This is a genomic window from Streptomyces sp. NBC_01803 (assembly GCF_035917415.1).
GTDB lineage: Bacteria > Actinomycetota > Actinomycetes > Streptomycetales > Streptomycetaceae > Streptomyces.
Genome location: NZ_CP109073.1, coordinates 5,140,001 through 5,164,068 on the forward strand (window position 1 = coordinate 5,140,001; position 24,068 = coordinate 5,164,068).

16 protein-coding genes, 2 rRNA genes and 1 pseudogene (1 of these 19 cut by a window edge) are annotated in these 24,068 nt (G+C 72.4%); 17 read left to right on the forward strand and 2 right to left on the reverse strand.

Features of this window, described 5'->3' with window-relative positions:
- The 3 genes from OIE51_RS23390 to OIE51_RS23400 all read left to right on the forward strand — a co-directional run.
- A 23S ribosomal RNA gene (locus OIE51_RS23390) occupies positions 1-1,790 on the forward strand (it extends 1,315 nt beyond the left edge of the window).
- A gap of 94 nt (positions 1,791-1,884) precedes the next feature.
- Positions 1,885-2,001: ribosomal RNA gene (gene rrf / locus OIE51_RS23395) — 5S ribosomal RNA — on the forward strand.
- 1,413 nt (positions 2,002-3,414) lie between these two features.
- A complete protein-coding gene (locus OIE51_RS23400; protein WP_326599758.1) occupies positions 3,415-4,227 on the forward strand; it encodes a tetratricopeptide repeat protein in 813 nt (270 codons plus the stop codon).
- 9 nt (positions 4,228-4,236) lie between these two features.
- On the opposite strand, the gene OIE51_RS23405 is transcribed toward OIE51_RS23400, so the two are convergent.
- A complete protein-coding gene (locus tag OIE51_RS23405; protein ID WP_326599759.1) occupies positions 4,237-5,499 on the reverse strand; it encodes a DUF1015 domain-containing protein in 1,263 nt (420 codons plus the stop codon).
- A gap of 59 nt (positions 5,500-5,558) precedes the next feature.
- On the opposite strand from OIE51_RS23405, the gene OIE51_RS23410 reads away from it, so the two are divergent.
- The 7 genes and pseudogenes from OIE51_RS23410 to OIE51_RS23440 all read left to right on the forward strand — a co-directional run bounded on the left by OIE51_RS23410 (position 5,559) and on the right by OIE51_RS23440 (position 12,316).
- The gene (locus OIE51_RS23410) at positions 5,559-6,626 is read left to right on the forward strand and encodes an HAD hydrolase-like protein (protein WP_326599760.1); all 1,068 of its coding nucleotides are present in this window, start codon (positions 5,559-5,561) and stop codon (positions 6,624-6,626) included.
- Positions 6,627-6,949: 323 nt separating this feature from the next.
- Positions 6,950-7,114, forward strand: a pseudogene (gene fecE / locus OIE51_RS23415) (Fe(3+) dicitrate ABC transporter ATP-binding protein FecE); the annotation flags it as partial.
- A gap of 10 nt (positions 7,115-7,124) precedes the next feature.
- Positions 7,125-7,376: a hypothetical protein gene (locus tag OIE51_RS23420; RefSeq protein ID WP_326600826.1), complete on the forward strand. Its 252-nt coding sequence runs from the start codon at positions 7,125-7,127 to the stop codon at positions 7,374-7,376.
- Between the two features lie 7 nt (positions 7,377-7,383).
- Positions 7,384-8,208, forward strand: coding sequence for a TlyA family RNA methyltransferase (locus OIE51_RS23425; protein WP_326599761.1), 825 nt, complete (start codon positions 7,384-7,386; stop codon positions 8,206-8,208).
- The gene (locus OIE51_RS23430; protein ID WP_326599762.1) at positions 8,205-9,140 is read left to right on the forward strand and encodes an NAD kinase; all 936 of its coding nucleotides are present in this window, start codon (positions 8,205-8,207) and stop codon (positions 9,138-9,140) included. Before OIE51_RS23425 ends, OIE51_RS23430 begins: the two co-directional genes overlap by 4 nt.
- 96 nt (positions 9,141-9,236) lie before the next feature.
- Positions 9,237-11,054: a DNA repair protein RecN gene (gene recN, locus OIE51_RS23435; protein WP_326599763.1), complete on the forward strand. Its 1,818-nt coding sequence runs from the start codon at positions 9,237-9,239 to the stop codon at positions 11,052-11,054.
- 140 nt (positions 11,055-11,194) lie between these two features.
- Complete coding sequence (locus OIE51_RS23440) at positions 11,195-12,316, forward strand: glycosyltransferase family 4 protein (RefSeq protein WP_326599765.1); 1,122 nt, start codon at positions 11,195-11,197, stop codon at positions 12,314-12,316.
- 414 nt (positions 12,317-12,730) lie between these two features.
- Here the strand turns inward: OIE51_RS23440 and OIE51_RS23445 are convergent, their stop codons facing one another.
- Entirely contained in the window at positions 12,731-14,542 is a 1,812-nt protein-coding gene (locus tag OIE51_RS23445) for a glycoside hydrolase family 15 protein (protein WP_326599767.1), read from the reverse strand.
- A 344-nt stretch (positions 14,543-14,886) separates the two neighbouring features.
- Between OIE51_RS23445 and OIE51_RS23450 the strand changes: the two genes are divergently transcribed.
- The 7 genes from OIE51_RS23450 to OIE51_RS23480 all read left to right on the forward strand — a co-directional run bounded on the left by OIE51_RS23450 (position 14,887) and on the right by OIE51_RS23480 (position 24,067).
- Complete coding sequence (locus OIE51_RS23450; protein WP_326599769.1) at positions 14,887-16,566, forward strand: CTP synthase; 1,680 nt, start codon at positions 14,887-14,889, stop codon at positions 16,564-16,566.
- 5 nt (positions 16,567-16,571) lie between these two features.
- Positions 16,572-17,216: an NUDIX hydrolase gene (locus OIE51_RS23455; protein WP_326599770.1), complete on the forward strand. Its 645-nt coding sequence runs from the start codon at positions 16,572-16,574 to the stop codon at positions 17,214-17,216.
- Positions 17,217-17,270: 54 nt separating this feature from the next.
- Positions 17,271-19,370: a tetratricopeptide repeat protein gene (locus tag OIE51_RS23460; protein WP_326600760.1), complete on the forward strand. Its 2,100-nt coding sequence runs from the start codon at positions 17,271-17,273 to the stop codon at positions 19,368-19,370.
- Between the two features lie 72 nt (positions 19,371-19,442).
- Positions 19,443-20,567 (forward strand): alanine dehydrogenase, encoded by a 1,125-nt coding sequence (ald, locus tag OIE51_RS23465; RefSeq protein WP_326599771.1) that lies wholly within the window; start codon positions 19,443-19,445, stop codon positions 20,565-20,567.
- Positions 20,568-21,013: 446 nt separating this feature from the next.
- A complete protein-coding gene (locus tag OIE51_RS23470; RefSeq protein ID WP_326599772.1) occupies positions 21,014-22,099 on the forward strand; it encodes a ParA family protein in 1,086 nt (361 codons plus the stop codon).
- On the forward strand, positions 22,096-22,653 hold the full coding sequence (locus OIE51_RS23475; protein WP_326600761.1) for a hypothetical protein: 558 nt from the start codon (positions 22,096-22,098) through the stop codon (positions 22,651-22,653). Before OIE51_RS23470 ends, OIE51_RS23475 begins: the two co-directional genes overlap by 4 nt.
- Before the next feature lie 7 nt (positions 22,654-22,660).
- A complete protein-coding gene (locus tag OIE51_RS23480) occupies positions 22,661-24,067 on the forward strand; it encodes a segregation/condensation protein A (RefSeq protein WP_326599773.1) in 1,407 nt (468 codons plus the stop codon).
- Position 24,068 lies beyond the last annotated feature (1 nt).

A 24,068-nucleotide genomic window follows, 5' to 3' on the forward strand; every position in this document is an offset into this window, starting at 1 on the left:
GAAGCAGCCGTGGAAACGAGTTGTGGACGGTTCACGAGTGAGAATGCAGGCATGAGTAGCGATTCACACGTGGGAAACGTGTGCGCCGATTGACTAAGGGTTCCTGGGTCAAGCTGATCTGCCCAGGGTAAGTCGGGGCCTAAGGCGAGGCCGACAGGCGTAGTCGATGGATAACCGGTTGATATTCCGGTACCCGCCGTGAAGCGCCAGCGCTGAATCTCTTGATGCTAAGCCCGTGAAGCCGCCCTTTGATCCTTCGGGTGATGGGGGAGTGGTGGAGCCGGTGGCCCGATGGGGTAGTAGGTGAGTGATGGGGTGACGCAGGAAGGTAGTCCATCCCGGGCGGTGGTTGTCCCGGGGTAAGGGTGTGGCCCGTCGTGCAGGTAAATCCGTGCGACATGTGGGTGAGGCCTGATGCCGAGCCGATTGTGGTGAAGTGGATGATCCTATGCTGTCGAGAAAAGCCTCTAGCGATGTTTCATGGTGGCCCGTACCCTAAACCGACTCAGGTGGTCAGGTAGAGTATACCGAGGCGTTCGGGTGAACTATGGTTAAGGAACTCGGCAAATTGCCCCCGTAACTTCGGGAGAAGGGGGCCGTTCCTGGTGAGGGTGTTTACCATCTGAGCTGGGGGTGGCCGCAGAGACCAGCGAGAAGCGACTGTTTACTAAAAACACAGGTCCGTGCGAAGCTGTAAGGCGATGTATACGGACTGACGCCTGCCCGGTGCTGGAACGTTAAGGGGACCGGTTAGCTCTTCGGGGCGAAGCTGGGAACTTAAGCGCCAGTAAACGGCGGTGGTAACTATAACCATCCTAAGGTAGCGAAATTCCTTGTCGGGTAAGTTCCGACCTGCACGAATGGCGTAACGACTTCTCGGCTGTCTCAACCATAGGCCCGGTGAAATTGCATTACGAGTAAAGATGCTCGTTTCGCGCAGCAGGACGGAAAGACCCCGGGACCTTTACTATAGCTTGATATTGGTGTTCGGTTCGGTTTGTGTAGGATAGGTGGGAGACTGTGAAGTGCCGGCGCCAGCCGGTGCGGAGTCATTGTTGAAATACCACTCTGATCGTGCTGGATGTCTAACCTGGGTCCGTGATCCGGATCGGGGACAGTGTCTGGTGGGTAGTTTAACTGGGGCGGTTGCCTCCTAAAGAGTAACGGAGGCGCCCAAAGGTTCCCTCAGCCTGGTTGGTTATCAGGTGGTGAGTGTAAGTGCACAAGGGAGCTTGACTGTGAGACTGGCGGGTCGAGCAGGTGCGAAAGCAGGGACTAGTGATCCGGCGGTGGCTTGTGGGAGCGCCGTCGCTCATCGGATAAAAGGTACCCCGGGGATAACAGGCTGATCTTCCCCAAGAGTCCGTATCGACGGGATGGTTTGGCACCTCGATGTCGGCTCGTCGCATCCTGGGGCTGGAGTTGGTCCCAAGGGTTGGGCTGTTCGCCCATTAAAGCGGTACGCGAGCTGGGTTTAGAACGTCGTGAGACAGTTCGGTCCCTATCCGCTGTGCGCGTTGGAGTCTTGAGAAGGGCTGTCCCTAGTACGAGAGGACCGGGACGGACGAACCTCTGGTGTGCCAGTTGTTCTGCCAAGGGCATGGCTGGTTGGCTACGTTCGGGAGGGATAACCGCTGAAAGCATCTAAGCGGGAAGCCTGCTTCGAGATGAGGACTCCCACCCACTTGATGGGGTAAGGCCCCCGTGAGACCAACGGGTTGATAGGCCGGAGATGGAAGCCCTGTGAGGGGTGGAGTTGACCGGTACTAATAGGCCGAGGGCTTGTCCGCAGATGCTCGCGTCCACTGTGAATTCTTTGACCAATACTTCTTCAAGTAAAACAAGTGAAGAGTGCGCTTGTTCGCTTGGAGCACTTTCGAGTGTTCCGGTGGTCATGGCGGAGGGGAAACGCCCGGTTACATTCCGAACCCGGAAGCTAAGCCCTCCAGCGCCGATGGTACTGCATGGGGGACCGTGTGGGAGAGTAGGACACCGCCGGACAATCTTTGTGGGACCTCTGGTTCCCCAGCGTTCATGCTGGGGATCAGAGGTCCCTTTTTGTTTTTGGTGCATTTGTATTTCTGGAAGGCAGGAAACACGCCGATGTCGAATTCGGACGAGGAACGGCCCACAGGACCGGCGCGCGGTCCGCGTCGCGATGACCGGCGTGCGGGGGGAGCAGGGCGTTTCACGGGACGTGAACGAAGCGGAGAACGAAGCGGAGACCGCCCGGGCTTCCGTCGCCCGGAGCGTGGCGACCAGCCCCGTGAGTACCGGCGGGACGACCGGCCGCGTGATGACCGGGACCGCCGTGAGTTCCGGCCCCGGGATGACCGGCCCTGGGGCGACCGGGCGCATGACGGTCGGCGCGATGTCGGCCAGGACGACCGGCCGCGCGGTGCCGGCTACCGGCGCGACGACCGCCCGCAGTCGGACCGTCCCCAGGGTGAGCGACGGGACTTTCGTCCGCGTGACGATCGCCCGCGCGATGACCGGCCGCGTGAGTACCGTCCCCGCTATGACCGCCCTCAGGGCGACCGTCCGCAGGGTGAGCGCTGGCGCAGGGATGACCGGCCCCGTGATGATCGGCCGCGTGACTCGTTCCGGCGGGATGACCGGCCGCAGGGTGACCGCGACCGTCGTGAGACTCGTGACGACCGGCGTGACTTCCGCCCCCGTACGGACCGCCCGCAGGGCGACCGCTTCCGCGACGACCGTGCCCGGCCGTCCTTCCGGCGTGATGACCGGCCGCAGGGTGACCGCGACCGTTTCCGGGATGACCGCCGTGATGTCCGTCCCCGTACGGACCGCCCGCAGGGCGACCGCTTCCGCGACGACCGTGCCCGGCCGCCCTTCCGGCGGGATGACCGGCCGCAGGGTGACCGCGACCGTCGTGACACTCGTGACGACCGGCGTGACTTCCGTCCCCGTACGGACCGCCCGCAGGGCGACCGCTTCCGCGACGACCGTGCCCGGCCGCCCTTCCGGCGGGATGACCGTCCGCAGGGGGACCGCGACCGTCGTGACACTCGTGACACTCGTGACGACCGGCGTGATGTCCGCCCGCGGACCGACCGTCCCCAGGGAGACCGGGATCGGCGTGATGTCCGCCCGCGTACGGACCGGCCGCAGGGCGACCGTTTCCGTGACGACCGGCGTGACTTCCGGCCCCGTGATGATCGGCCGCGTGAGTCGTTCCGGCGTGACGACCGGCCGCAGGGGGATCGGCCGCGTGAGTCCTACCGGCGTGACGACCGGCCGCGCGAGGATCGGCCCCGTGAGTACCGGCGTGATGACCGGTCGGGCGGGCGGGACTTCGGCGGTCGGCGTGACGACCGGGGCGGGTTCCGCCGAGATGGGCTTCAGCGCCGGACGGACCAGGACCGGTTTCGGAGCGACCGGGACCGGGAGCCGGTGAGGCGGCTGCCCATCCCCGACGATGTGACGGGCGACGAGGTCGACCGTTCCGTGCGGCAGGAGCTCATGAGCCTGCCCAAGACGCTCGCGATCGACGTCGCCAAGAACCTCGTCATGGTCGCCAGGCTGCTGGACGAGGAGCCGGAGCGGGCGTACGGCTACGCGCGCACGGCGCTGCGGCTCGCGTCCCGGGTGGGTGCCGTGCGGGAAGCGGCCGGGTTCGCGGCGTACGGGGTGGAGAAGTACTCCGAGGCGCTCACCGAATTCCGGGCGGCCCGGCGGATGACCGGCTCGGTCCACCTCTGGCCCCTCATGGCCGACTGCGAGCGTGGCATCGGGCGCCCCGAGCGGGCCCTGGCCATGGCCGGGGAGCCCGAGGTGCAGCAGCTCGACAAGGCGGGACAGGTCGAGATGCGGCTGGTCGCGGCCGGCGCCCGGCGTGACCTCGGGCAGACCGAGGCCGTCCTCGTCACCTTGCAGAGCCCCGAGCTGGCCTCGACCGCCATCCACCCGTGGACCGCGCGGTTGCGCTACGCCTACGCCGACGCGCTGCTCGCCCTCGGCCGTGAGGACGAGGCGCGCGAGTGGTTCGCCAAGGCGCTGGACGCCGATGGCGGCGGCACCACGGATGCGTCGGACCGCCTGGCGCAGCTGGACGGCATCGAGTTCGTCGACGCGCTGGACCCGGAGGCATCGGACGACGACGCCGACGACGCCGACATCAAGGCCGACATCGAGACCGATGCCGAGGTTGATGCCGAGGCGGACGACGAGGGCGACCTGGAGGACGACGTCAAAGACGTCGACTAGCGGTTCGCATCAGTTCGGCCCGAAGCCGGTGTCGAGGCTGCGCAGCAGCAGCCCCGTCGCCGGCTTCGGGCCGAACGACGTCGACTTGTGCGGCATCGTGACGCCCTCCTCCGCGAGGGCGCGCACGGTGCTCTCGGGTACGGGACGCATGAGGACGGCCGTCCCGCCCAGGCGATGAGCCTGGGCGACGACGGCCGTCGCGTCGTGCAGATACCGCACGGCGGCCGGGCCGTCGACCACGCCCCACACCGGGCCGAGGAGGGCGGCGTGCAGCACGGTCGCGTCCAATTCCCGCCATTTCGCGGGCCGGTGCTGGGGGATCGTCGCGGCCAGGAGCGCCGCGTCGGGGCGGTCGAGCAGGTGGAACGTATCCCCGTCGGTGAGCAGGAAGGCGTTGCCCTCGGTGCCGGCCAGGGTGTGGAGGGCGTCCGCCAGTGAGTCGCCCAGGCGGCGGGTGCGGAAGGCGCCGTTGAGGCGCGCCAGCGCCTCGGCGGGCGGCAGCCCGGACAGCAGCCGGTGGATGGGCTGGACGCGCAGCGGGTAGCGAGCCGTGTCGACCAGGAGGACCAGGCCGCGGTCCCACGGCGGTCGGCCGCCGTGCTCGTCCGCCAGGCGCAGATAGGTCGCCCAGCGGTGGTGGCCGTCCGCGATCAGGGCCCGGTGGCGGGCCAGGTCCTCGATGGCGGCGTCGAGTTCGGCCGGGTCGGTCACCGGCCAGAGCCGGTGTTCGGTGCCGTCCGCCGTGGTGGTGGCGCTGAGCGGCGTGCGCGAAACGGCCCGTTCGACGACGGCGGCGGCTCCGGCGCCGTCGCGGTAGGAGAGCAGGAGCGGCTCGAGGTTCGCGGCCGTGGCCCGCATCAGGGCGGCCCGGTCGGCGACGACCTCTGCTATCACGTCCTCGTGGGGGAGGACCACGCCGTCCTCCGGCCGTGTCAGCCGCAGGGCTCCGATCAGGCCGCGCTGGAGCGTTCCGGCGGCGCGCTGCTCGTACACGTACAGGGCGGCGGGCCACGGATCCAGCGCCAGCACGCCGTCCGCCCGCCAGCGTCGCAGGGTGTCGCCCGCCCGCCGGTGGCGGGCGGCCGGGTCGCCGTCGTGGGGCAGGATCAGCCGGACGATGTTGTGCGGGTCGGCCGTTTCCAGCCTGTCGACGCCGTCCGGGCGGACCACCATGTCGTACGGCGGCGACGTCACGGCCGCGAGGCTTCCCACCCTGTCCGGGACGTAACGCAGGGCGCGGAACGGGGCGAGGTCAAGGCCATCGTGACGCATCCCCGCATCGTAAGTGCTGCGGACGATGAGGGATCATCGACAGCGACATGGACGATGACATGGCTGAATCGACAGGGCCGACACGGTCGACGGGCTCTCCCCGGACGGCCCCCGAGGGCTCCGAGCGGGCGCTGAACGAGGTCTACGACACGGCGCTCCTCGACCTGGACGGGGTCGTGTACGCGGGGGGCGAGGCCATCGCGTACGCCGTCGAGTCGTTGCGCACCGCCCGGGACAGCGGCATGCGGCTGGCGTACGTGACGAACAACGCGGCCCGCACGCCGGAGACCGTCGCGGAGCACCTGACGCGGCTCGGCGTTCCGGCGCGGCCGTCGGAGGTCGTCACCTCGGCGCAGGCCGTGGCGCGGCTGATCGCCGAGCAGGTGCCGGCGGGCGCGCGGGTGTTGTGCGCCGGGGGTGAGGGGCTGCGGGTGGCGCTGCGCGAGCGCGGGCTGAGCCCGGTGGACTCGGCGGACGACGACCCGGCGGCGGTGGTGCAGGGGTACGGCGGGGCCGAGCTGCCATGGGGCGTGCTGGCGGAGGCGGCGATCGCGGTGAACCGGGGCGTGCCGTGGTTCGCCTCGAACACGGACCTCACCATTCCCAGCGGGCGCGGGATCGCGCCGGGGAACGGCGCGGCGGTCGAGGTCGTGCGGATAGCGACCGGGCATACGAGGAATCCGTGGGTCGCGGGCAAACCGCTGCCGCCGATGCACCGCGAGACGATTCTGCGGACGGGGGCGGCGCGACCGCTGGTCGTGGGGGACCGGCTGGACACGGACATCGAGGGTGCGTACGCCGGGGGTGTCGACTCGCTGCTGGTGCTGACCGGGGTGACGGACGCGGCGCGGCTTCTCGTGGCCCGGCCCGACCACCGGCCGACGTTCGTGGCGGCGGACCTGCGGGGGCTGCTGGCGCCGCAGCCGGCCGTGGTGGCGGACGGCGACGGCTTCCGTTGCGGCGGCTGGCGGGCGGTGGCCGGGGACGGCGGCGCGCTGGCGCTCGACGGGCGGGGCGAGGCGGTGGACGGACTGCGCGCGCTGTGCGCCGCCGCCTGGACGGTGGCGGGCACGGACGGCGGTGCCCGGGTGTCGGCCGACCGGGCACTGGCGGCGCTGGACCTGTGAACGGCGGCCCGCTCCGCCGGGCCTGGCGCGTGGGTGCTGGCGAGGACGGGCGGGTGCGGGGCGGACGGGCGGACGGCTTCGGCGTCCGGCGCGGGTGTGTTCCGTGCGGTGCCCCTGGGGGACGCCTGGATGGACCGTCGGCTTCCCGGGCGCCGGGGCGGGTCGGAGGTGCCGCCGCCAGGCGGTGCCGGTGTTCAGCCGGCGTTCCTGCCGGGTCGGTGGTCGGGCGAGGTCTCCGCCCAGGGTGACGCGGACGAATCCGGGCTGAGGCGGTGGGTGCGGAGGACGCGGCGGTCGAAGCACGCGCAAGGGGGTTCGGCGGGCGCGACGGCCGCGTCGTCGAGGAAGGGGCGCCCGGGGACATCGTCACCGCCGGGCTGGTCGAGGAGGTGTTCCGTCTGCCCTGCCGGGTCATCGAGGACTCCGAGGCCGGCACCCCGCTCGTCGTTCCGGCGGCGCGGCGACCGGCCGGGGTGGCCACCCGGTAGCGTCGGGGGCATGCACGAGCCCCACGACGCACCAGCGCAACCACCCGTGCCCGGACCGGAGAACGCGCCCGGCAGCACCGCCCGCGACGACGGGCAGCGCCCGCTCGGTGTCGCCGTCCAGCCCACCGGACACCCGCCGGTCGACACATGGCTGCGGCGCCTGGCCGACGCCGACCACCTCGATGTCGCCGGGCACCCGGAGGTGTACGAGGACGTGCACCGCGGCCTGCGCGACGCGCTCTCCGAGTTGGACAGGAGCTGAGGCAGCCGTGGCAGCCGCGACCCAGCGCCGCCTGGCCCGCCTCGACGCGGAGCTCGTGCGCCGCAAGCTGGCCCGTTCCCGCGAGCACGCCAGGGCGCTCATCGACGCCCGCCGGGTGACCGTCGACGGGGCGACCGCCGCCAAACCCGCCACCCAGGTGGCGACCAGCGCGGCCCTCGTCGTCCGCGCCGACGACGCCGACCCCGAGTACGTCTCGCGCGGCGGCCACAAGCTGGCCGGCGCCCTGGCCGCCTTCACCCCGCGCGGCCTGCGCGTCGCCGGGCGCCGCGCGCTGGACGCCGGGGCGTCCACCGGCGGGTTCACCGACGTGCTGCTGCGCGCGGGCGCCACCTCGGTCATCGCCGTCGACGTCGGCTACGGGCAGCTCGCATGGTCCCTCCGGGCCGACACCAGGGTCACCGTCAAGGACCGTACGAACGTACGCGAGTTGACGCTCGACGCGATCGGCGGCGAGCCGGTGGACCTGGTCGTCGGCGACCTGTCGTTCATCCCGCTCGGCCTGGTCGTCCCCGCCCTCGTGCGCTGCGCCGTGCCCGACGCCGACCTCGTGCTGATGGTGAAGCCGCAGTTCGAGGTCGGCCGCGAACGCCTCGGCAGTGGCGGCGTCGTCCGCAGCCCCGAGCTGCGCGCCGAGGCCGTGCGCGCCGTCGCCGCCCGGGCGGCCGGGCACGGCCTCGGAGTCGCGGGGGTCACCGCCAGCCCATTGCCAGGCCCCTCGGGCAATGTTGAATACTTTCTGTGGCTGTGCGCCGGGGCACCCGCACTCGACCCGGCCGATGTCGACCGCGCAGTGACGGAGGGGCCGCAGTGACCACCACCAGCACGCCGCAGCAGCCGGGCCGGGAGCCACGGACCGTTTTCCTGCTCACGCACACCGGCCGCCCGGCAGCCGTGCGCAGCGCCGAACGGGTGGTGCAGGGCCTCCTCAGCCGGGGCATCGGCGTCCGCGTCCTGAGTGACGAGGCCGACGACCTGTCGTTGCCGCCCGAGGTCGAGCGCGTCGACAAGAACGATCCCGACCGCGGCGTCGTGGACGGCTGCGAGCTGCTCGTCGTGCTCGGGGGCGACGGCACCCTGCTGCGCGGCGCCGAGTTCTCCCGCGCCTCCGGCGTGCCGCTGCTCGGGGTCAACCTCGGCACCGTCGGCTTCCTCGCCGAGGCCGAGCGCGACGATCTCGACAAGGTCGTGCACCGCGTCGTCGCCCGCGCCTACGAGGTCGAGGAACGCATGACCCTCGACGTCCTGGTCCGGGACAACGGGGGCGTCCGGCACACCGACTGGGCGCTGAACGAGGCGTCCGTCGAGAAGGCCGCCAGGGAACGCCTGATGGAGGTCGTCATCGAGGTCGACGGCCGTCCCGTCTCCGGATTCGGCGGCGACGGTGTGGTCTGCGCCACTCCGACCGGCTCCACGGCGTACGCCTTCTCGGCGGGCGGCCCGGTCGTCTGGCCGGAGGTCGAGGCGCTGCTGATGGTGCCGATCAGCGCGCACGCCCTGTTCGCCAAGCCGCTGGTCACCGCTCCCGACTCGGTGCTCGCCGTCGAACTCAGGCAGCACACCCTGCCCGGCGTGCTGTGGTGCGACGGGCGGCGCACCGTTGACCTGCCGCCCGGCGCCCGGGTCGAGGTGCGTCGTGGGGCCGTGCCGGTCCGGCTGGCGCGGCTGCACCACGCGCCGTTCACGGACCGGCTGGTCGCCAAGTTCGCCCTGCCGGTGGCCGGCTGGCGCGGCGCGCCGCGCTGACGATCACGCCTGCCCGGGAAGCCGCCGCACCCCCTTCGCACCGGCTCCGCACAAATGTACGGACGCCTTCGTCGCCAGGTGCCCCGTTAACCTCGTATGGTCGTATCCGTGTTGGAGGAAATGCGGATCAAGGACCTGGGCGTGATCGACGATGCCGTCGTCGAGCTGTCCTCCGGTTTCACCGCGGTGACGGGTGAGACCGGTGCGGGCAAGACCATGGTCGTCACCAGCCTGGGGCTGCTGCTCGGCGGTCGCGCCGACGCCGCGTTCGTGCGCGGTGGCGCCTCGTCCGCTGTCGTGGAGGGCCGGATCACCGTGCCGCCCGACTCCGCGGCGGCCCGTCGAGCCGAGGAGGCGGGGGCCGAGCTGGACGACGGCGCGTTGCTCATCAGCCGCACCATCTCCGCCGAGGGCCGCTCCCGGGCGCACGTGGGCGGGCGGTCCGTGCCCGCGGGGCTGCTCGGGGAGCTGGGCGAGGACCTGATCGCCGTCCACGGGCAGACGGACCAGCAGGGGCTGCTGCGCCCGGCCCGGCAGCGGCAGGCCCTGGACCGTTACGCGGGCGAGGCCGTCGCCCGGCCGCTCGCCGCGTACCAGGAGACCTACCAGCGGCTGCGCGCCGTCGCCGCCCGGCTGGACGAGCTGACCACTCGCGCCCGGGAACGCGCCCAGGAGGCCGACCTCCTGCGGTTCGGTCTCGACGAGATCGCCGCCGCCCGGCCGCGCCCGGGCGAGGACGCCGAGCTGGCCGCCGAGGCGCGGCGGCTGGGCCACGCCGAGGCCCTGGCCTCCGCCGCCGCCCTCGCGCGCGGCGCGCTCGCGGGCGACCCGGCCGACCCCGAGAGCCTGGACGCCGCCACCCTGGTGGCCGGCGCCCACCGCGCCCTGACGGCCGTCCGGGAGCACGACGCGGCCCTGGCCGGGCTCGCCGACCGGCTCGACGAGGTCGGCATCCTGCTCTCCGACGTCGCCGGCGAGCTGGCCGGATACGCCGACGGCCTGGAATCCGACCCACTGCGCCTGGCCGCCGTCGAGGAGCGCCGCGCCGTCCTGGGCCACCTGATCCGCAAGTACGCCGCGCCGGGCGGCGCGGTCGACGGCTGCTCCGCCGTGCTCGACTGGGCCGAGCGAAGCGCCGAGCGCCTCGCGGAGCTGGACGGCGACGACGAGCGGGTCGGCGGGCTGACCACCGAACGCGACACCCTCCACGACCGGCTCACCGAGCTGGCCCGTGCCCTCACCGACGCGCGCCACGAGGCCGCCAAACGGTTCGCGGACGCCGTCACCGAGGAGCTGACCCAGCTCGCCATGCCGCACGCCCGCATCCAGGTCGACGTCCGGCAGACCGAGGCGGCGGCCGGCGAGGACGCCGTCGAGCTGGACGGCCGCGCCGTCGCCTATGGACCGCACGGCGCCGACGAGGTGGAGCTGCTGCTCGCCCCGCACCCCGGCTCTCCGGCCCGGCCCATCGCCAAGGGCGCCTCGGGCGGTGAGCTGTCGCGGGTGATGCTGGCCGTGGAGGTCGTCTTCGCGGACGCCGCGCCCGTCCCGACCTACCTCTTCGACGAGGTCGACGCGGGCGTCGGCGGCAAGGCCGCGGTCGAGGTGGGCCGGAGGCTGGCCAAGCTGGCGGACGCCGCCCAGGTCGTCGTGGTCACGCATCTGCCGCAGGTCGCCGCGTTCGCCGACCGGCACCTGGTCGTGGAGAAGACCAGCGACGGATCGGTCACCCGCAGCGGGGTGCGGTCCGTGCATGGCGAGGGCAGGGTGCGGGAGCTGTCCCGCATGCTGGCCGGCCAGGAGGACTCCCGGCTGGCCCGTGCCCACGCCGAAGAGCTGCTGGCGACCGCCGCCAAGCTGGGCGCCGGACGTCGGACGGACCCGGCCCGGCCCGGACACCAGCCCGGACGGTAAGGAGCCTCCTCACCCATGCGGGTGTCGCGTGCTATCGCGATGCGGGCCGGGCTGGCATTCTTGACGGCGTTCCACTCCCAGCGAACAGGGCGTCGCCGAGGGCGACGTAGGCTGGGGCCTCCTGAGACGGAGAGGTAGGCGTGAGCAGCTCGACCGCACCGCCGCACGGCCGCGCGCCCCTGCACGTCGTGCAGCTTCTCGGCGGCGGCAGTGTGGGCACGGGCACCCACGTCCGCTCCCTCTCGGCCGGCCTGGTGGCGCGCGGGCTGCGCGTCACCGTCGGCGCCCCGGCCTCCGCCGAGCGGCGGTACCGCTTCACGGCCGCCGGCGCGCGGTTCGTCCCGGTCCCGCTGCCGGTGCGCGCCACACCGACCGCGGTCGGCCTGCTGCGGGAGCTGTGCGCCGACGCCGACCTGGTGCACGCCCACGGCATGCGCGCCGGGATGCTGGCCGCGCTGGCGCTGCGCCGCCGCGCCGTTCCCCTCGTCGTGACCTGGCACTCCCGCTCCGCGCTGCCCGGCGTACGGGCGCAGCTCCGGCTGCTGTCCGAGCACTGGGTGGCCCGCGCCGCGTCCGTGGTGCTCGGCACCACCTCGGACCTGGTGGACCGGGCACGCAGCAGGGGCGCCCGCGACGCCCGGCTCGCGCCGGTGGCGCTGCCCGCGCGGCGCGCGGCCGTCGGCCCCGCCGTCGAGCGGCACAAGATCCGGGCCGAGCTGGGCGCCGTGGACCGGCCGTTGCTCGTCGCCGAGGCCATCCTCGACCGGACTCACGACCTCGACCCGCTGCTGGCGGCGGCCCGCGCGTGGCGGCGGCTGTCGCCGCAGCCACTCGTCGCCGTCGCCGGGGACGGCCCCGAGCGTTCCAGCCTCCAGCGGCGCATCGACCGGGAGGAGCTGCCCGTGCGGCTGCTGGGCGCGGGCGGCGACCGGTCCGCGCTGCTGGCCGACGCCGATGTGGCCCTGCTGATCGCCCGCTGGGCGGCTCGCGCCCCGCTGGCCGAGCAGGCCATGCGCCGGGGTGTCCCGCTGGTGGCCACGGCGGTCGGCGGCGTTCCGGAGCTGGTCGGCGACGCGGCGGTCCTGGTGCCCTACGGAGACTCCGCCGCCCTGGCCGCGGCGGTCGAGAGCCTGCTGACCGACGCCCCCCGCCGCGCGGCCCTGGCCGAGGCGGGCCGCGCCCGCGCCGGAAGCTGGCCGACAGAGGATACGACGGTCGCCCAGGTCCTCAGCGTCTACGACGAGTTGGCCGCGACCGGCTGAGCCCCGGGCTTTCCGGCACCGCGTGCCCTGGTCGGCTCGGGTCCGGCGCGGACGTCGTCGCCTTCCCGCTTCGGTGTCGGGGATGCGTGTCGGGGTGGGGGGCGTACGGTGGGCGCGGCTTCGTACGCGGGCGTGCGCCCGGCGCGTCAAGGCCCCGGGGCATCCGGGAACTCGCAGGTCACCAGGGTGGTGCGGGCGCCACGCGGCGGCAGCGGTCCGGCAGTCCCTCGCGGCGGAGTGCCCCGGCGATCCGTGCCGACCCGGCAGGTGCACGGGACGCGAAGGCCCGTGCGGGGTGGTGGCGCGAGTGGTCCGCTCAAGCGCCGGGTGCCGTGTCCGGCACCGAGTGCCTCGTCAGTGGCAAAGGCGCGGGGCGGAGTGGTTCCCGTCCCGCGCCGTCGTTTCCGAGGGGGGTCAGCCGCCGTACGCGCCCGAGGCCGTCAGGCGCAGGGCCGTATCGATCAGTGGGACATGGCTGAACGCCTGGGGGAAGTTGCCGACCTGGCGCATGCGGCGAGGGTCCCACTCCTCGGCGAGCAGGCCCAGGTCGTTGCGGAGCGCGAGCAGCTTCTCGAACAGCTTGCGGGCCTCCTCCACCCGGCCGATCATCGCGAGGTCGTCGGCCAGCCAGAACGAGCAGGCCAGGAACGCGCCCTCGTCGCCCTCCAGACCGTCCACACCCGCCTGCGACCCGGCGGTCGGGTAGCGCAGGATGAAGCCGTCCAGCGTCGACAACTCGCGCTGGATCGCCTCAATGGTGCCGATCACCCGCTTGTCGTCCGGCGGCAGGAAGCCCATCTGCGGGATCAGCAGCAGCGAGGCGTCCAGCTCCTTGGAGCCGTAGGACTGGGTGAAGGTGTTGCGCTCCTTGTCGTAGCCGTGCAGGCAGACCGTCCGGTGGATCTCGTCGCGCAGATCCCGCCAGCGGTCCAGCGGACCGTCCACCTCGCCGGACTCGATCAGCTTCACCGTGCGGTCCACGGCGACCCACGCCATCACCTTCGAGTGCACGAAGTGCCGGCGCGGCCCGCGCACCTCCCAGATGCCCTCGTCCGGCTCGTCCCAGTGCTCTTCCAGGTACTGGATGAGCTTGAGCTGGAGCAGGTTGGCGTGGTCGTTCCTGGCCAGGCCCGTCATGTGCGCCAGGTGCAGGGCCTCGGTCACCTCGCCGTAGACGTCCAGCTGGAGCTGACCGGCCGCTCCGTTACCGACCCGGACCGGCTGCGAGTTCTCGTAGCCGGGCAGCCAGCTCAGCTCGGCCTCGGCCAACTCCCGCTCGCCCGCGATGCCGTACATGATCTGGAGGTTCTGCGGGTCGCCCGCCACCGCGCGCAGCAGCCACTCGCGCCACGCCTTGGCCTCGTCGTGGTAGCCCGTGCGCAGCAGCGAGGACAGCGTTATGGCCGCGTCCCGCAGCCAGGTGAAGCGGTAGTCCCAGTTCCGGGAGCCGCCGATCTCCTCGGGCAGCGACGTGGTCGGCGCCGCGACGATGCCGCCGGTGGGCTCGTAGGTCAGTGCCTTCAGCGTGATCAGCGAGCGCACCACGGCCTCCCGGTACGGGCCGTGGTAGGTGCACTTGGCCACCCAGTCCCGCCAGAAGTCCTCGGTCGCTCTGAGCGACTCCTCCGGCTCGGGCACCGGCGGCGACTGTTTGTGGGAAGGCTGCCAGCTGATCGCGAACGCGATCCGGTCACCCGGCGCGACCGTGAAGTCCGAGTAGGTGGTGAGGTCCTTCCCGTAGGTGTCCACGCTGGTGTCCAGCCACACCGAGTCCGGTCCGGAGACGGCCACGGTGCGGTCGTCGACCTTGTGGACCCACGGCACGACCCAGCCGTAGGAGAACCTCATGCGCAGCGCCGAGCGCATCGGCACGCGGCCGCTGACGCCCTCGACGATACGGATGAGCTGCGGCGCGTCCCCGCCGCGAGGGGGCATGAAGTCCGTCACGCGGACCGTGCCGCGCGGGGTGTCCCACTCCGATTCCAGAACCAGCGAATCCCCCCGGTACCGCCTGCGGCTCGCCGGCGGTGGCGGTACGTCCTTGCCATGTGCGGGACCGAGTCGCCAGAAGCCGTGCTCCTCGGTCCCCAACAGCGCGGCGAACACCGCATGGGAGTCGAACCGGGGCAGGCACAGCCAGTCGGCTGATCCGTCCCGGCAGATGAGTGCGGCGGTCTGCATGTCCCCGACGAGTGCGTAATCCTCGATGCGCCCGGCCACTTCCATCTCCAGTCGAAAGGTGCTCCGCCCCGTAGGACGTGCGGTTTTCCGTCGCCCATTCGAGCGTCCGAGCAGAATACGACGAGCTTCCCTGATCTGCTTTACGTCTGACGTAGATCGGTCCGACAACCGGGGTGAGGTTGTTCACCTTCGGTGCGAAATGTCGAGACTCCTTCACGGAACCCCCTTCGGCGACACCTCCGGTTCCTCTCACTGATACCCTGGTAGCCCGTGGACCGGAGGGCAGCGAATCCCCCGAACCCCAGCGACGAATCCCCGCCGGAGAGCCCCTCGTGGCCCTTGCCGGGGGCGCCGCGCATCCGACCTCGCGACCACGGGAGCACTTGGCCATGCCGCCCAGCACCACGACGACCAAGCACATCTTCGTCACCGGCGGGGTCGCCTCCTCGCTCGGGAAGGGGCTCACCGCCTCCAGCCTCGGGGCACTTCTCAAGGCGCGCGGGCTGCGCGTCACCATGCAGAAGCTCGACCCCTATCTGAACGTCGACCCCGGCACGATGAACCCGTTCCAGCACGGCGAGGTGTTCGTCACCAACGACGGCGCCGAGACCGACCTGGACATCGGCCACTACGAGCGCTTCCTCGATGTCGACCTGGACGGCAGCGCCAACGTCACCACCGGCCAGATCTACTCCACCGTGATCGCCAAGGAGCGCCGCGGTGAATATCTGGGCGACACGGTGCAGGTCATCCCGCACATCACGAACGAGATCAAACACCGCATCCGCCGCATGGCCACCGACGACGTCGACGTGGTGATCACCGAAGTCGGCGGCACGGTCGGCGACATCGAGTCGCTGCCGTTCCTGGAGGCGGTGCGCCAGGTGCGGCACGAGGTCGGCCGGGACAACGTCTTCGTCGTCCACATCTCCCTGCTGCCGTACATCGGCCCCTCCGGCGAGCTGAAGACGAAGCCGACCCAGCACTCCGTCGCCGCGCTGCGCAGCATCGGCATCCAGCCCGACGCCATCGTGCTGCGCGCCGACCGCGAGGTCCCCACCGCGATCAAGCGGAAGATCTCGCTGATGTGCGACGTCGAGGAGGCCGCCGTGGTGGCCGCCATCGACGCCAAGTCGATCTACGACATCCCCAAGGTGCTGCACGGCGAGGGCCTGGACGCCTATGTGGTGCGCCGCCTCGACCTGCCGTTCCGGGACGTCAACTGGACGCAGTGGAACGATCTGCTCCAGCGCGTCCACCACCCGGAGCACGAGGTCACCGTCGCGCTCGTCGGCAAGTACATCGATCTGCCGGACGCCTACCTGTCGGTGACCGAGGCGCTGCGGGCGGGCGGCTTCGCGAACAACGCCCGGGTCCGCATCAAGTGGGTCACTTCCGACGACTGCCGCCCGCCCGGCGGCGCCGCCGAGCAGCTCGCGGGCGTGGACGCCATCTGCGTCCCCGGCGGTTTCGGCGACCGGGGCGTGGAGGGCAAGATCGCGGCGATCACCTTCGCGAGGGAGCGCCGGGTGCCGCTGCTCGGGCTCTGTCTGGGCCTGCAGTGCATCGTGATCGAGGCGGCGCGCGCCCTCGCCGGCATCGACGGGGCCAACTCCACCGAGTTCGACCAGGCCGCCCCGCACCCGGTGATCTCCACCATGGAGGAGCAGCTCGACATCGTGGCGGGTGAGGGCGACATGGGCGGCACGATGCGGCTCGGGCTCTACCCGGCGAAGCTCGCCGAGGGCTCGATCGTGCGCGAGGTGTACGGCGGCGAGCCGTATGTCGAGGAGCGCCACCGCCACCGGTACGAGGTCAACAACGCCTACCGGGCCGAGCTGGAGAAGAAGGCCGGTCTGGTCTTCTCCGGCACCTCCCCGGACAACAAGCTGGTCGAGTACGTCGAGTACCCGCGCGAGACGCACCCGTACCTGGTCGCCACCCAGGCCCATCCCGAGTTGCGTTCCCGTCCCACCCGGCCGCACCCGCTGTTCGCCGGGTTGGTCCGCGCCGCCGTCGTCCGCCGGGCGGAGGCGGCCGGGACGTCCGGAACGGACGGGGCACACTGAAGCGCATGAGTGATCAGCAGCGCGACCTCCTGGCCGACACCCCGGCGAGCTGGACCGTCACCGCGACCAGCACGCCGTGGACCGGTGGCAAGACCAGCGTCCGCAGTGACGACGTGGTGATGCCGGACGGCTCCACCGCCCGCCGCGACTACCAGGTCCACCCGGGCTCGGTGGGCGTCATCGCTCTCGACGAGCGGGACCACGTCGTCGTCATCGAGCAGTACCGGCATCCTGTCCGGCACAAGCTCTGGGAGATCCCCGCCGGGCTCCTCGACGTTCCCGGCGAGAACCCGCTGCGCGCGGCCCAGCGCGAGCTGTACGAGGAGGCGCACGTCAAGGCCGAGGACTGGCGGGTCCTGATCGACCTGTTCACCTCGCCCGGCGGCACCGACGAGGCCGCGCGGATCTTCCTGGCCCGTGGGCTGTCCGAGGCCGAGGGCGAGCGCTTCGAGGTGACCCATGAGGAGGCCGACATGCGGCTGGCGCGGGTGCCCGTCGAGGAGCTGGTCGCCGGCGTGCTCGCCGGACGGCTGAGCAACCCGTATGTGGTGAGCGGGTCGCTGGCGGTGCGGGCCGCCCGCGCCGGCGGCGGCTTCGACGCCCTGCGCCCGGCCGACGCCCCCTGGCCCGCCCGCCCGTTCACGCCCTGACGTGTCCTGGCCCGGCGGTGCCGGGCCGTGGCTTACGCTCGGCGCGTGACGGACGTGACGGAACAGACGGTCACCGGTGGGTCCAGGCGACCCGGGTTTCTCGGCCGCCACCGCGAGCTCTCGATCCTCCGCGCCGATGTCGAGCGCGCCGGGCTGGACACCCTCGCCGGCCGTCCGGCGGCCCGGGGGCGCGTGCTGCTCGTGGCCGGTCGGCCCGGCACCGGAAGAACCACGCTGGCCGAGGAGTTCGCCGCCGAGCTGGTGGCCGGCGGCGACTACCCGGACGGCGTGCTGCGCGCCCGGCTCACCGACCCGGACGGCACCCCGGTCCCCACCGGGCGCACCGTCCGCGCGCTGCTGGCCGGGCTGGGCGCCGACGGCCCGCCGGGTGCCGGCGACGACGAGCTGACCGACGTCCTGCGCGAGACCCTCCAGGAACGCCGGGCCGTGCTGCTGCTGGACGACGTGGGCACCGCTGAGCAACTCGTCGAGCTCATCCCCGACACCCGCCACTGCCTGGTGCTCGCCGTGGCGCGCGGCCCGCTCACCGGCGTCCCCGACGTCCGCCCGTGCACCCTCGGCGGACTGGACCGCACGGCCGCCGCGCTGCTGGTGGAACGCGGCGCGGGCGACGTCCGGGTCACCGTCGACCCCGGCGCCACCGAGAGCCTGGCCGAAGCGTGCGGCTGTCTGCCCGCCGCGCTCACCCTGGCCGCCGGCTGGCTGGCCGCGCACCCCGAGGCCGCCGTCGCCGACGCGGTGCGCCGGATGCGGGCCGCGGCGGCGGAGGACTACGCGGACCTCGCCGCGCCCGACACCGCGGACGAGCCGTTGCGGCGGGCGCTCCTGCTCGTGCACGGGGTGCTGCCCGCCCCGGCAGCCCGCCTGCTGCGACTGCTGCCGCTGGCCCCCGCCGGGCTGGTCGACGCGCACACCGCCGCCGCGTTGGCCGGCTGCCCGCTGGGCGCGGCCCGCGACACGCTCGCGGACCTCGCGGCGTACGGCCTGCTGCGCCCCGACGGCTCCGGTGGCTCCGGTGGCTCCGACGGCGAGAGGCGCTACCTGGTGCCCGGCTGCCTCGACCCGCTGCTGCGCGCCCTGCTGAACGCCCTGGAGAAGCCCTCGGAGGCGCTGCTCGCCAGGGCCCGCATGCTGGAGCGGACCGTGCGCCTGCTGCGCGCCTGTCAGGCCGTCACCGAGCCGGAGGGCTCCCCGGCCCGCGAGTGGCTGGCCGGGCTGCCCGTCCCGCTGCGGTTCGGCGATCGCGCCGACGCCACGCGCTGGCTCGCCTCCCGGCAGCCGGCACTGCTGGCCGCGTCCCGGCTCGCGGTGGCCGACGGGCGGCTGGACACCCTCGCCAGGCGTCTGGTGTCGGCCCTCAGCAGGGCCCTGATCGCCCACCACGGGGCCGAGGGCGCGGCGCCCGAGCTGTACGCGCTGCACGAGCTGGTTCTCGACGTGGCGGAGCGTCAGGACCTGCCCCGGGAGCGGGCCGCCGCGCTGCTGAACCTCGCGGACCTCGACGCGGGCACCGGCCGGCTGACGGACGCGCTCGACCGTTACCGGGCCGCGCTGGAGGCGGCCAGGAGCGAGCGGGACGGGGAGCAGCCCGCCGTGGGCCGGGCCCTGGAGTCCATCGCCGGCACCTACGGAGAGCTGGGCGACTGGCAGCGCGCGGCCGACTGGTACGGCCGGGCCGTGGCCCTGGCCCAGTCCCGGGATGACCTGGCGGCCCAGGCGCGGCTCCAGGGGCGCATCGGCGCCGCGCTGACGCACGCCGGGCAGTGGCCCGAGGCGCTGCGGGCCTGGCGGGCGGCCGGCGCGGCGCACCGCAGGCTTGGGGACGTCTCCTCGTACGCCAGGGCGCTGGCCGAGACCGCGCGGGTGCACGAGCACGCGGGCCGGGCCGAGGAGGCGCTGCGGACCGGCGCGGAGGCGCTGCGGCTGGCCGAGGGGACGGGGGACCGGCGGCTTCAGGCCGCGTTCCGGCTCCGGCTGGCGGAGTGCGCGGACCGGCTGGGCCGCACGGCGGTGGCCGCCGTGCACCGTCAGGCGGCGGAACGCCTGCTCGCCCTGGCCGGGACCGAGCGGGAATCCTCTGCGACTACAGAGGGACAGGCTTACGAAACACAGACGGCTTCGGTTGAGGAATAACTGAAAGCAAGGCTAGACATCGGTCATCCCTTTATTAGAATGGCGGTCGTACCGTTCCGTGACGCAAGGACCGTGATCGACGTGAAGGTCGGCATCCCCCGCGAGGTCAAGAACAACGAGTTCCGTGTAGCCATCACGCCGGCCGGTGTGCATGAGCTCGTCACCGGCGGACACGAGGTGTGCGTGGAGCGCGGCGCCGGACTCGGCTCCGCCGTCCCGGACGAGGAGTACGCGGCGGCGGGTGCCGCCGTTCTGGCGAGCGCCGACGAGGTGTGGGCGAGCGCCGACCTGCTGCTGAAGGTCAAGGAGCCGGTCGCCGAGGAGTTCCACCGGCTGCGCAAGGACCAGATCCTCTTCACCTACCTGCACCTGGCCGCCTCGGCCGCCTGCACGGACGCCCTGCTGCGTTCCGGCACCACCGCCATCGCCTACGAGACCGTCGAGACGCCCGGGCGCGGACTGCCGTTGCTGGCCCCGATGTCCGAGGTGGCCGGACGGATCGCGCCACAGGTCGGCGCGTATCACCTGATGCGCTCGGCGGGCGGGCGCGGCGTGCTGCCCGGCGGCGTGCCCGGCACCCCGGCCGCCCGGGCGGTGGTGATCGGTGCGGGCGTCTCCGGGTGGAACGCCACGCAGATCGCGGTCGGCATGGGCTTCCATGTGACGCTGCTGGACAAGGACATCAGCAAGCTGCGCGAGGCCGAGAAGGTGTTCGGCACCCGGGTGCAGACCATCAGCTCCACCACGTACGAGCTCGAACGAGCCGTGCTCGGCGCCGACTTGGTCATCGGCGCGGTGCTGGTGCCGGGCGCGAGGGCGCCCAAGCTGGTCGGCAACGAGCTGGTCTCCCGCATGAGGCCGGGGAGTGTCCTTGTCGACATCGCGATCGACCAGGGTGGTTGCTTCGCCGACTCCCGCCCCACGACCCACGCCGAACCGACGTTCCGGGTCCACGAGTCGGTCTTCTACTGCGTCGCCAACATGCCCGGCGCGGTACCCAGTACCTCGACCCAGGCGCTGACCAACGCCACGCTGCCCTATATTGTGGAGCTCGCCAACCACGGCTGGCGGAACGCGCTTCGGCGCGACCTGGCACTCGCCCGCGGGCTCAACGTCCATGACGGGCAGGTCGTGTACGGTCCGGTCGCGGAGGCGCACGGCCTGCCGCACGCCGATCTGAGCGCGGTGCTCGGCTGAGGCCGCGCGATGCCGCCGCGGTATCGCCATCGGTCAACTCCCGGCGTCAACATCGGGAATGTCACATGACGCCGGGCCCGTGGCGGTGCCGTGTGCCGCCCCTGCGGACGGCACACGGCCCCTCGCCGCGCGCGGCCAACTCGTCGTGAACAGAGACTTTTAACCGATTCGCGCACCGGCGAATCGCCCCACTGGCGAGCCTTGCGGCCTTGACAAGTGAATGTTCGACGGCCGACACATCCGTGCCGGTCCGGCGGATTGTGTTGCTGTGAACCACCGACACGCCATAGAGTCGCCAAACGTCGGCATGGTGCAAGCTGACCCTGTCAAGAAGTTACCTGGTCCCCAAGGAGGTAAGACGACTTGTGAATGAGTCGACAATTACTCCCGGGGGAGGACAACCAGGGGCCCCGCAGGCGCGTCAGGGCGTCGCGGAGCCGACGGGCATGGGCTCCGTCGCTGTCCACACCTACGCAACCCACCAGAGCCAGTCGAGCATGACAGCGCATCAGAGCACGGACGGCCGCGAGGCCAACACCATGGCAGGAAACCGGATGACCGGCGAAGCCGACCGTCTTCCCGACTACGAGGACCTCCCCGACGGGCAGTTCTACGACCCGGACGCGGAGTACGAGCCCGACCCCGAATACGCGGCCACCATCGCGCCCGACGCGGCCCGGCAGCGCCGCGAGCGCATCGGTCCCACCGGCCGCCCGCTGCCGTACTTCCCGATCCCCGGCCCGCTCACCGAGCGCGGCCCGGCGCAGATCATCGCCATGTGCAACCAGAAGGGCGGAGTCGGCAAGACGACTTCGACCATCAACCTGGGCGCGGCGCTCGCCGAGTACGGCCGCCGGGTGCTGCTGGTCGACTTCGACCCGCAGGGCGCGCTGTCCGTCGGTCTGGGCGTCAACCCCATGGAGCTGGACCTCACCATCTACAACCTGCTCATGGAGCGGGGCATGGCCCCGGACGAGGTGCTGCTGAAGACGGCGATCGCCGGCATGGACCTGCTGCCGAGCAACATCGACCTGTCCGCGGCCGAAGTGCAGCTGGTCAGCGAGGTGGCCCGCGAGTCCACGCTCCAGCGCGCCCTCCAACCGCTGCTCAGCGATTACGACTTCATCATCATCGACTGCCAGCCGTCCCTCGGCCTGCTCACCGTGAACGCGCTCACCGCGGCGCACAAGGTGATCGTCCCGCTGGAGTGCGAGTTCTTCGCCCTGCGCGGGGTCGCGCTGCTGACCGAGACGATCGAGAAGGTGCAGGAGAGACTCAACCCCGACCTGCGCCTGGACGGCATCCTCGCGACGATGTACGACTCCCGCACGGTGCACAGCCGTGAGGTGCTCGCCCGGGTCGTCGAGGCGTTCGACGACAACGTCTACCACACGGTCATCGGCCGGACCGTCCGGTTCCCCGAGACCACGGTCGCGGGCGAGCCGATCACCACCTACGCCTCCAACTCCGTCGGGGCAGCCGCCTATCGCCAGCTCGCCAGGGAGGTGCTCGCCCGGTGCCACGCCGAGTGAGTCTCCCGGCGGCCGACGAACTGTTCCGTAGTACCGGGGGGGCCGCCGTGCAGCCCTCGACGCCTTCCGAGCCCGCGCCGGAGGACTCCGCCGCGCGGGTGCCCGCCCCGGCGGGCGAGCAGACGCCCCCCTCCGGGGAGGAGTCCGAGAGCGCTCCGCGCTCCCGCTCCCCGGAGGAGACGCGGCGCGCCAGACTCCAGCACGCGACCGAGCGGATGACCCGCGAGGCTCCCGTGCCCGCGCAGCCGAGGCGCGAGCCGGCGCCCCCGGCCGGCGGCAAGAACGCCGCGCCCGCCTCGGCCCCGGCCACCCCGCGCAAGAACCGGGCGGCTCGCCGCCCGAGCGGGCGGGAGCGGCACGACGAGAAGATCACGGTCTACGTCTCCGCCGAGGAGCTGATGGACCTCGAACACGCCCGGCTGGTCCTGCGGGGCGAGCACGGACTGGCCGTGGACCGGGGCCGGATCGTCCGGGAGGCCGTCGCGGTCGTCCTGGCGGACCTGGAGTCCCGGGGCGACGCGAGCATCCTCGTCCGCCGCCTGCGCGGTCGCTGACCCCTCGATGAGCACGACCGCACCCCGCCGCCGCCCCCTGGGAGCGGGCCCCGGCGCCCCGGCGGCGGTCAGCGGCGAACCCGACGGGACCCGGCTGAGACCGGACCCGACGGACGCGGCGGAGCCCTCCGGCGGTGACGCGCCGCCTCCGGCCTCCGAACCGCCGACCCGGCCGCGCGAGCCCGAGCCGACGGACGCGGCGGCCCCGGGCGGAGATGCGCCGCCTCCGGCCCCGGACCCGACGGACGCGGCGGAGCCCTCCGGCGGTGACGCGCCGCCTCCGGCCTCCGAACCGCCGACCCGGCCGCGCGAGCCCGAGCCGACGGACGCGGCGGCCCCGGGCGGAGATGCGCCGCCTCCGGCCCCGGACCCGACGGACGCGGCGGAGCCCTCCGGCGGTGACGCGGCGTTTCCTGGCCCCGCGACCGTCCCTGGGGCGCCTGCTCCGCCGCGGCGGGAATCGCCGCATGGGGCGGCTCCGCGCGCCGATGCGCCACTCGCCGTTCCCCAACCGCCGACCCGGCCGCGGGAGTCCGGGCGGCCGGACGCGGGGGAGTCCCCGGGCGGTGAGGCGACGCCACTCCCGGGTCCGGAGGCGGCCGAGGAGCCGGACGACGGGCGGTTCAAGGTCGTCCTGGCCAACTTCGAGGGGCCCTTCGATCTGCTCCTTCAACTCATCTCCCGGCACAAGCTCGACGTCACCGAGGTCGCGCTGTCCCGGGTCACCGACGAGTTCATGGCGCACCTGCGCGCCATGGGCCCGGACTGGGATCTCGACCAGACCACCGAGTTCCTCGTCGTCGCCGCCACCCTCCTCGATCTCAAGGCCGCCCGGCTGCTGCCCACCGCCGAGGTGGAGGACGAGGCCGATCTCGCCCTCCTCGAAGCCCGCGACCTGCTCTTCGCCCGGCTCCTCCAGTACCGGGCGTACAAGCGCGTGGCCGACATCTTCAACGAACGCCTCGCCGCCGAGGCCCTTCGCCACCCGCGCACCGTCGGCCTGGAGCCGCACCACGCCGCACTGTTGCCCGACGTCGTCATCAGCATCGGCGCCGAGGGCTTCGCCCGGCTCGCCGTGAAGGCCATGCAGCCCAAGCCGAAGCCGCAGGTCTATATCGACCACATCCACGCCCCGCTGGTCAGCGTCCGCGAGCAGGCCGAGATCGTCATCGGGCGGCTGCGGGAGCTGAAGGAGGCCACGTTCGCCGAGCTGACCGGCGACGCCCCCGACACCCTCACCGTCGTCGCCCGGTTCCTGGCGCTCCTGGAGCTGTACCGCGAGCGCGCGGTCACGCTCGACCAGGACGAGGCGCTGGGCCCGCTGATCATCCGCTGGAGCGGCGCCGAGCCGGGCCGCGCGCTGGTCACCGACGAGTTCGACCAGGACATCACGCCCGAACCCGAGGAGGCATGAG

Coding starts and splice junctions, on each gene's coding strand:
- OIE51_RS23410 (WP_326599760.1), top strand. CDS start 5,559: ATGGCTGAATCGACAGGGCCGACACGGTCGACGGGCTCTCCCCGGACG.
- OIE51_RS23405 (WP_326599759.1), bottom strand. CDS start 5,499: ATGCGTCACGATGGCCTTGACCTCGCCCCGTTCCGCGCCCTGCGTTAC.
- recN (WP_326599763.1), top strand. CDS start 9,237: ATGGTCGTATCCGTGTTGGAGGAAATGCGGATCAAGGACCTGGGCGTG.
- OIE51_RS23470 (WP_326599772.1), top strand. CDS start 21,014: ATGGGCTCCGTCGCTGTCCACACCTACGCAACCCACCAGAGCCAGTCG.
- OIE51_RS23450 (WP_326599769.1), top strand. CDS start 14,887: ATGCCGCCCAGCACCACGACGACCAAGCACATCTTCGTCACCGGCGGG.
- OIE51_RS23455 (WP_326599770.1), top strand. CDS start 16,572: ATGAGTGATCAGCAGCGCGACCTCCTGGCCGACACCCCGGCGAGCTGG.
- OIE51_RS23480 (WP_326599773.1), top strand. CDS start 22,661: ATGAGCACGACCGCACCCCGCCGCCGCCCCCTGGGAGCGGGCCCCGGC.
- OIE51_RS23420 (WP_326600826.1), top strand. CDS start 7,125: ATGCACGAGCCCCACGACGCACCAGCGCAACCACCCGTGCCCGGACCG.
- OIE51_RS23445 (WP_326599767.1), bottom strand. CDS start 14,542: ATGGAAGTGGCCGGGCGCATCGAGGATTACGCACTCGTCGGGGACATG.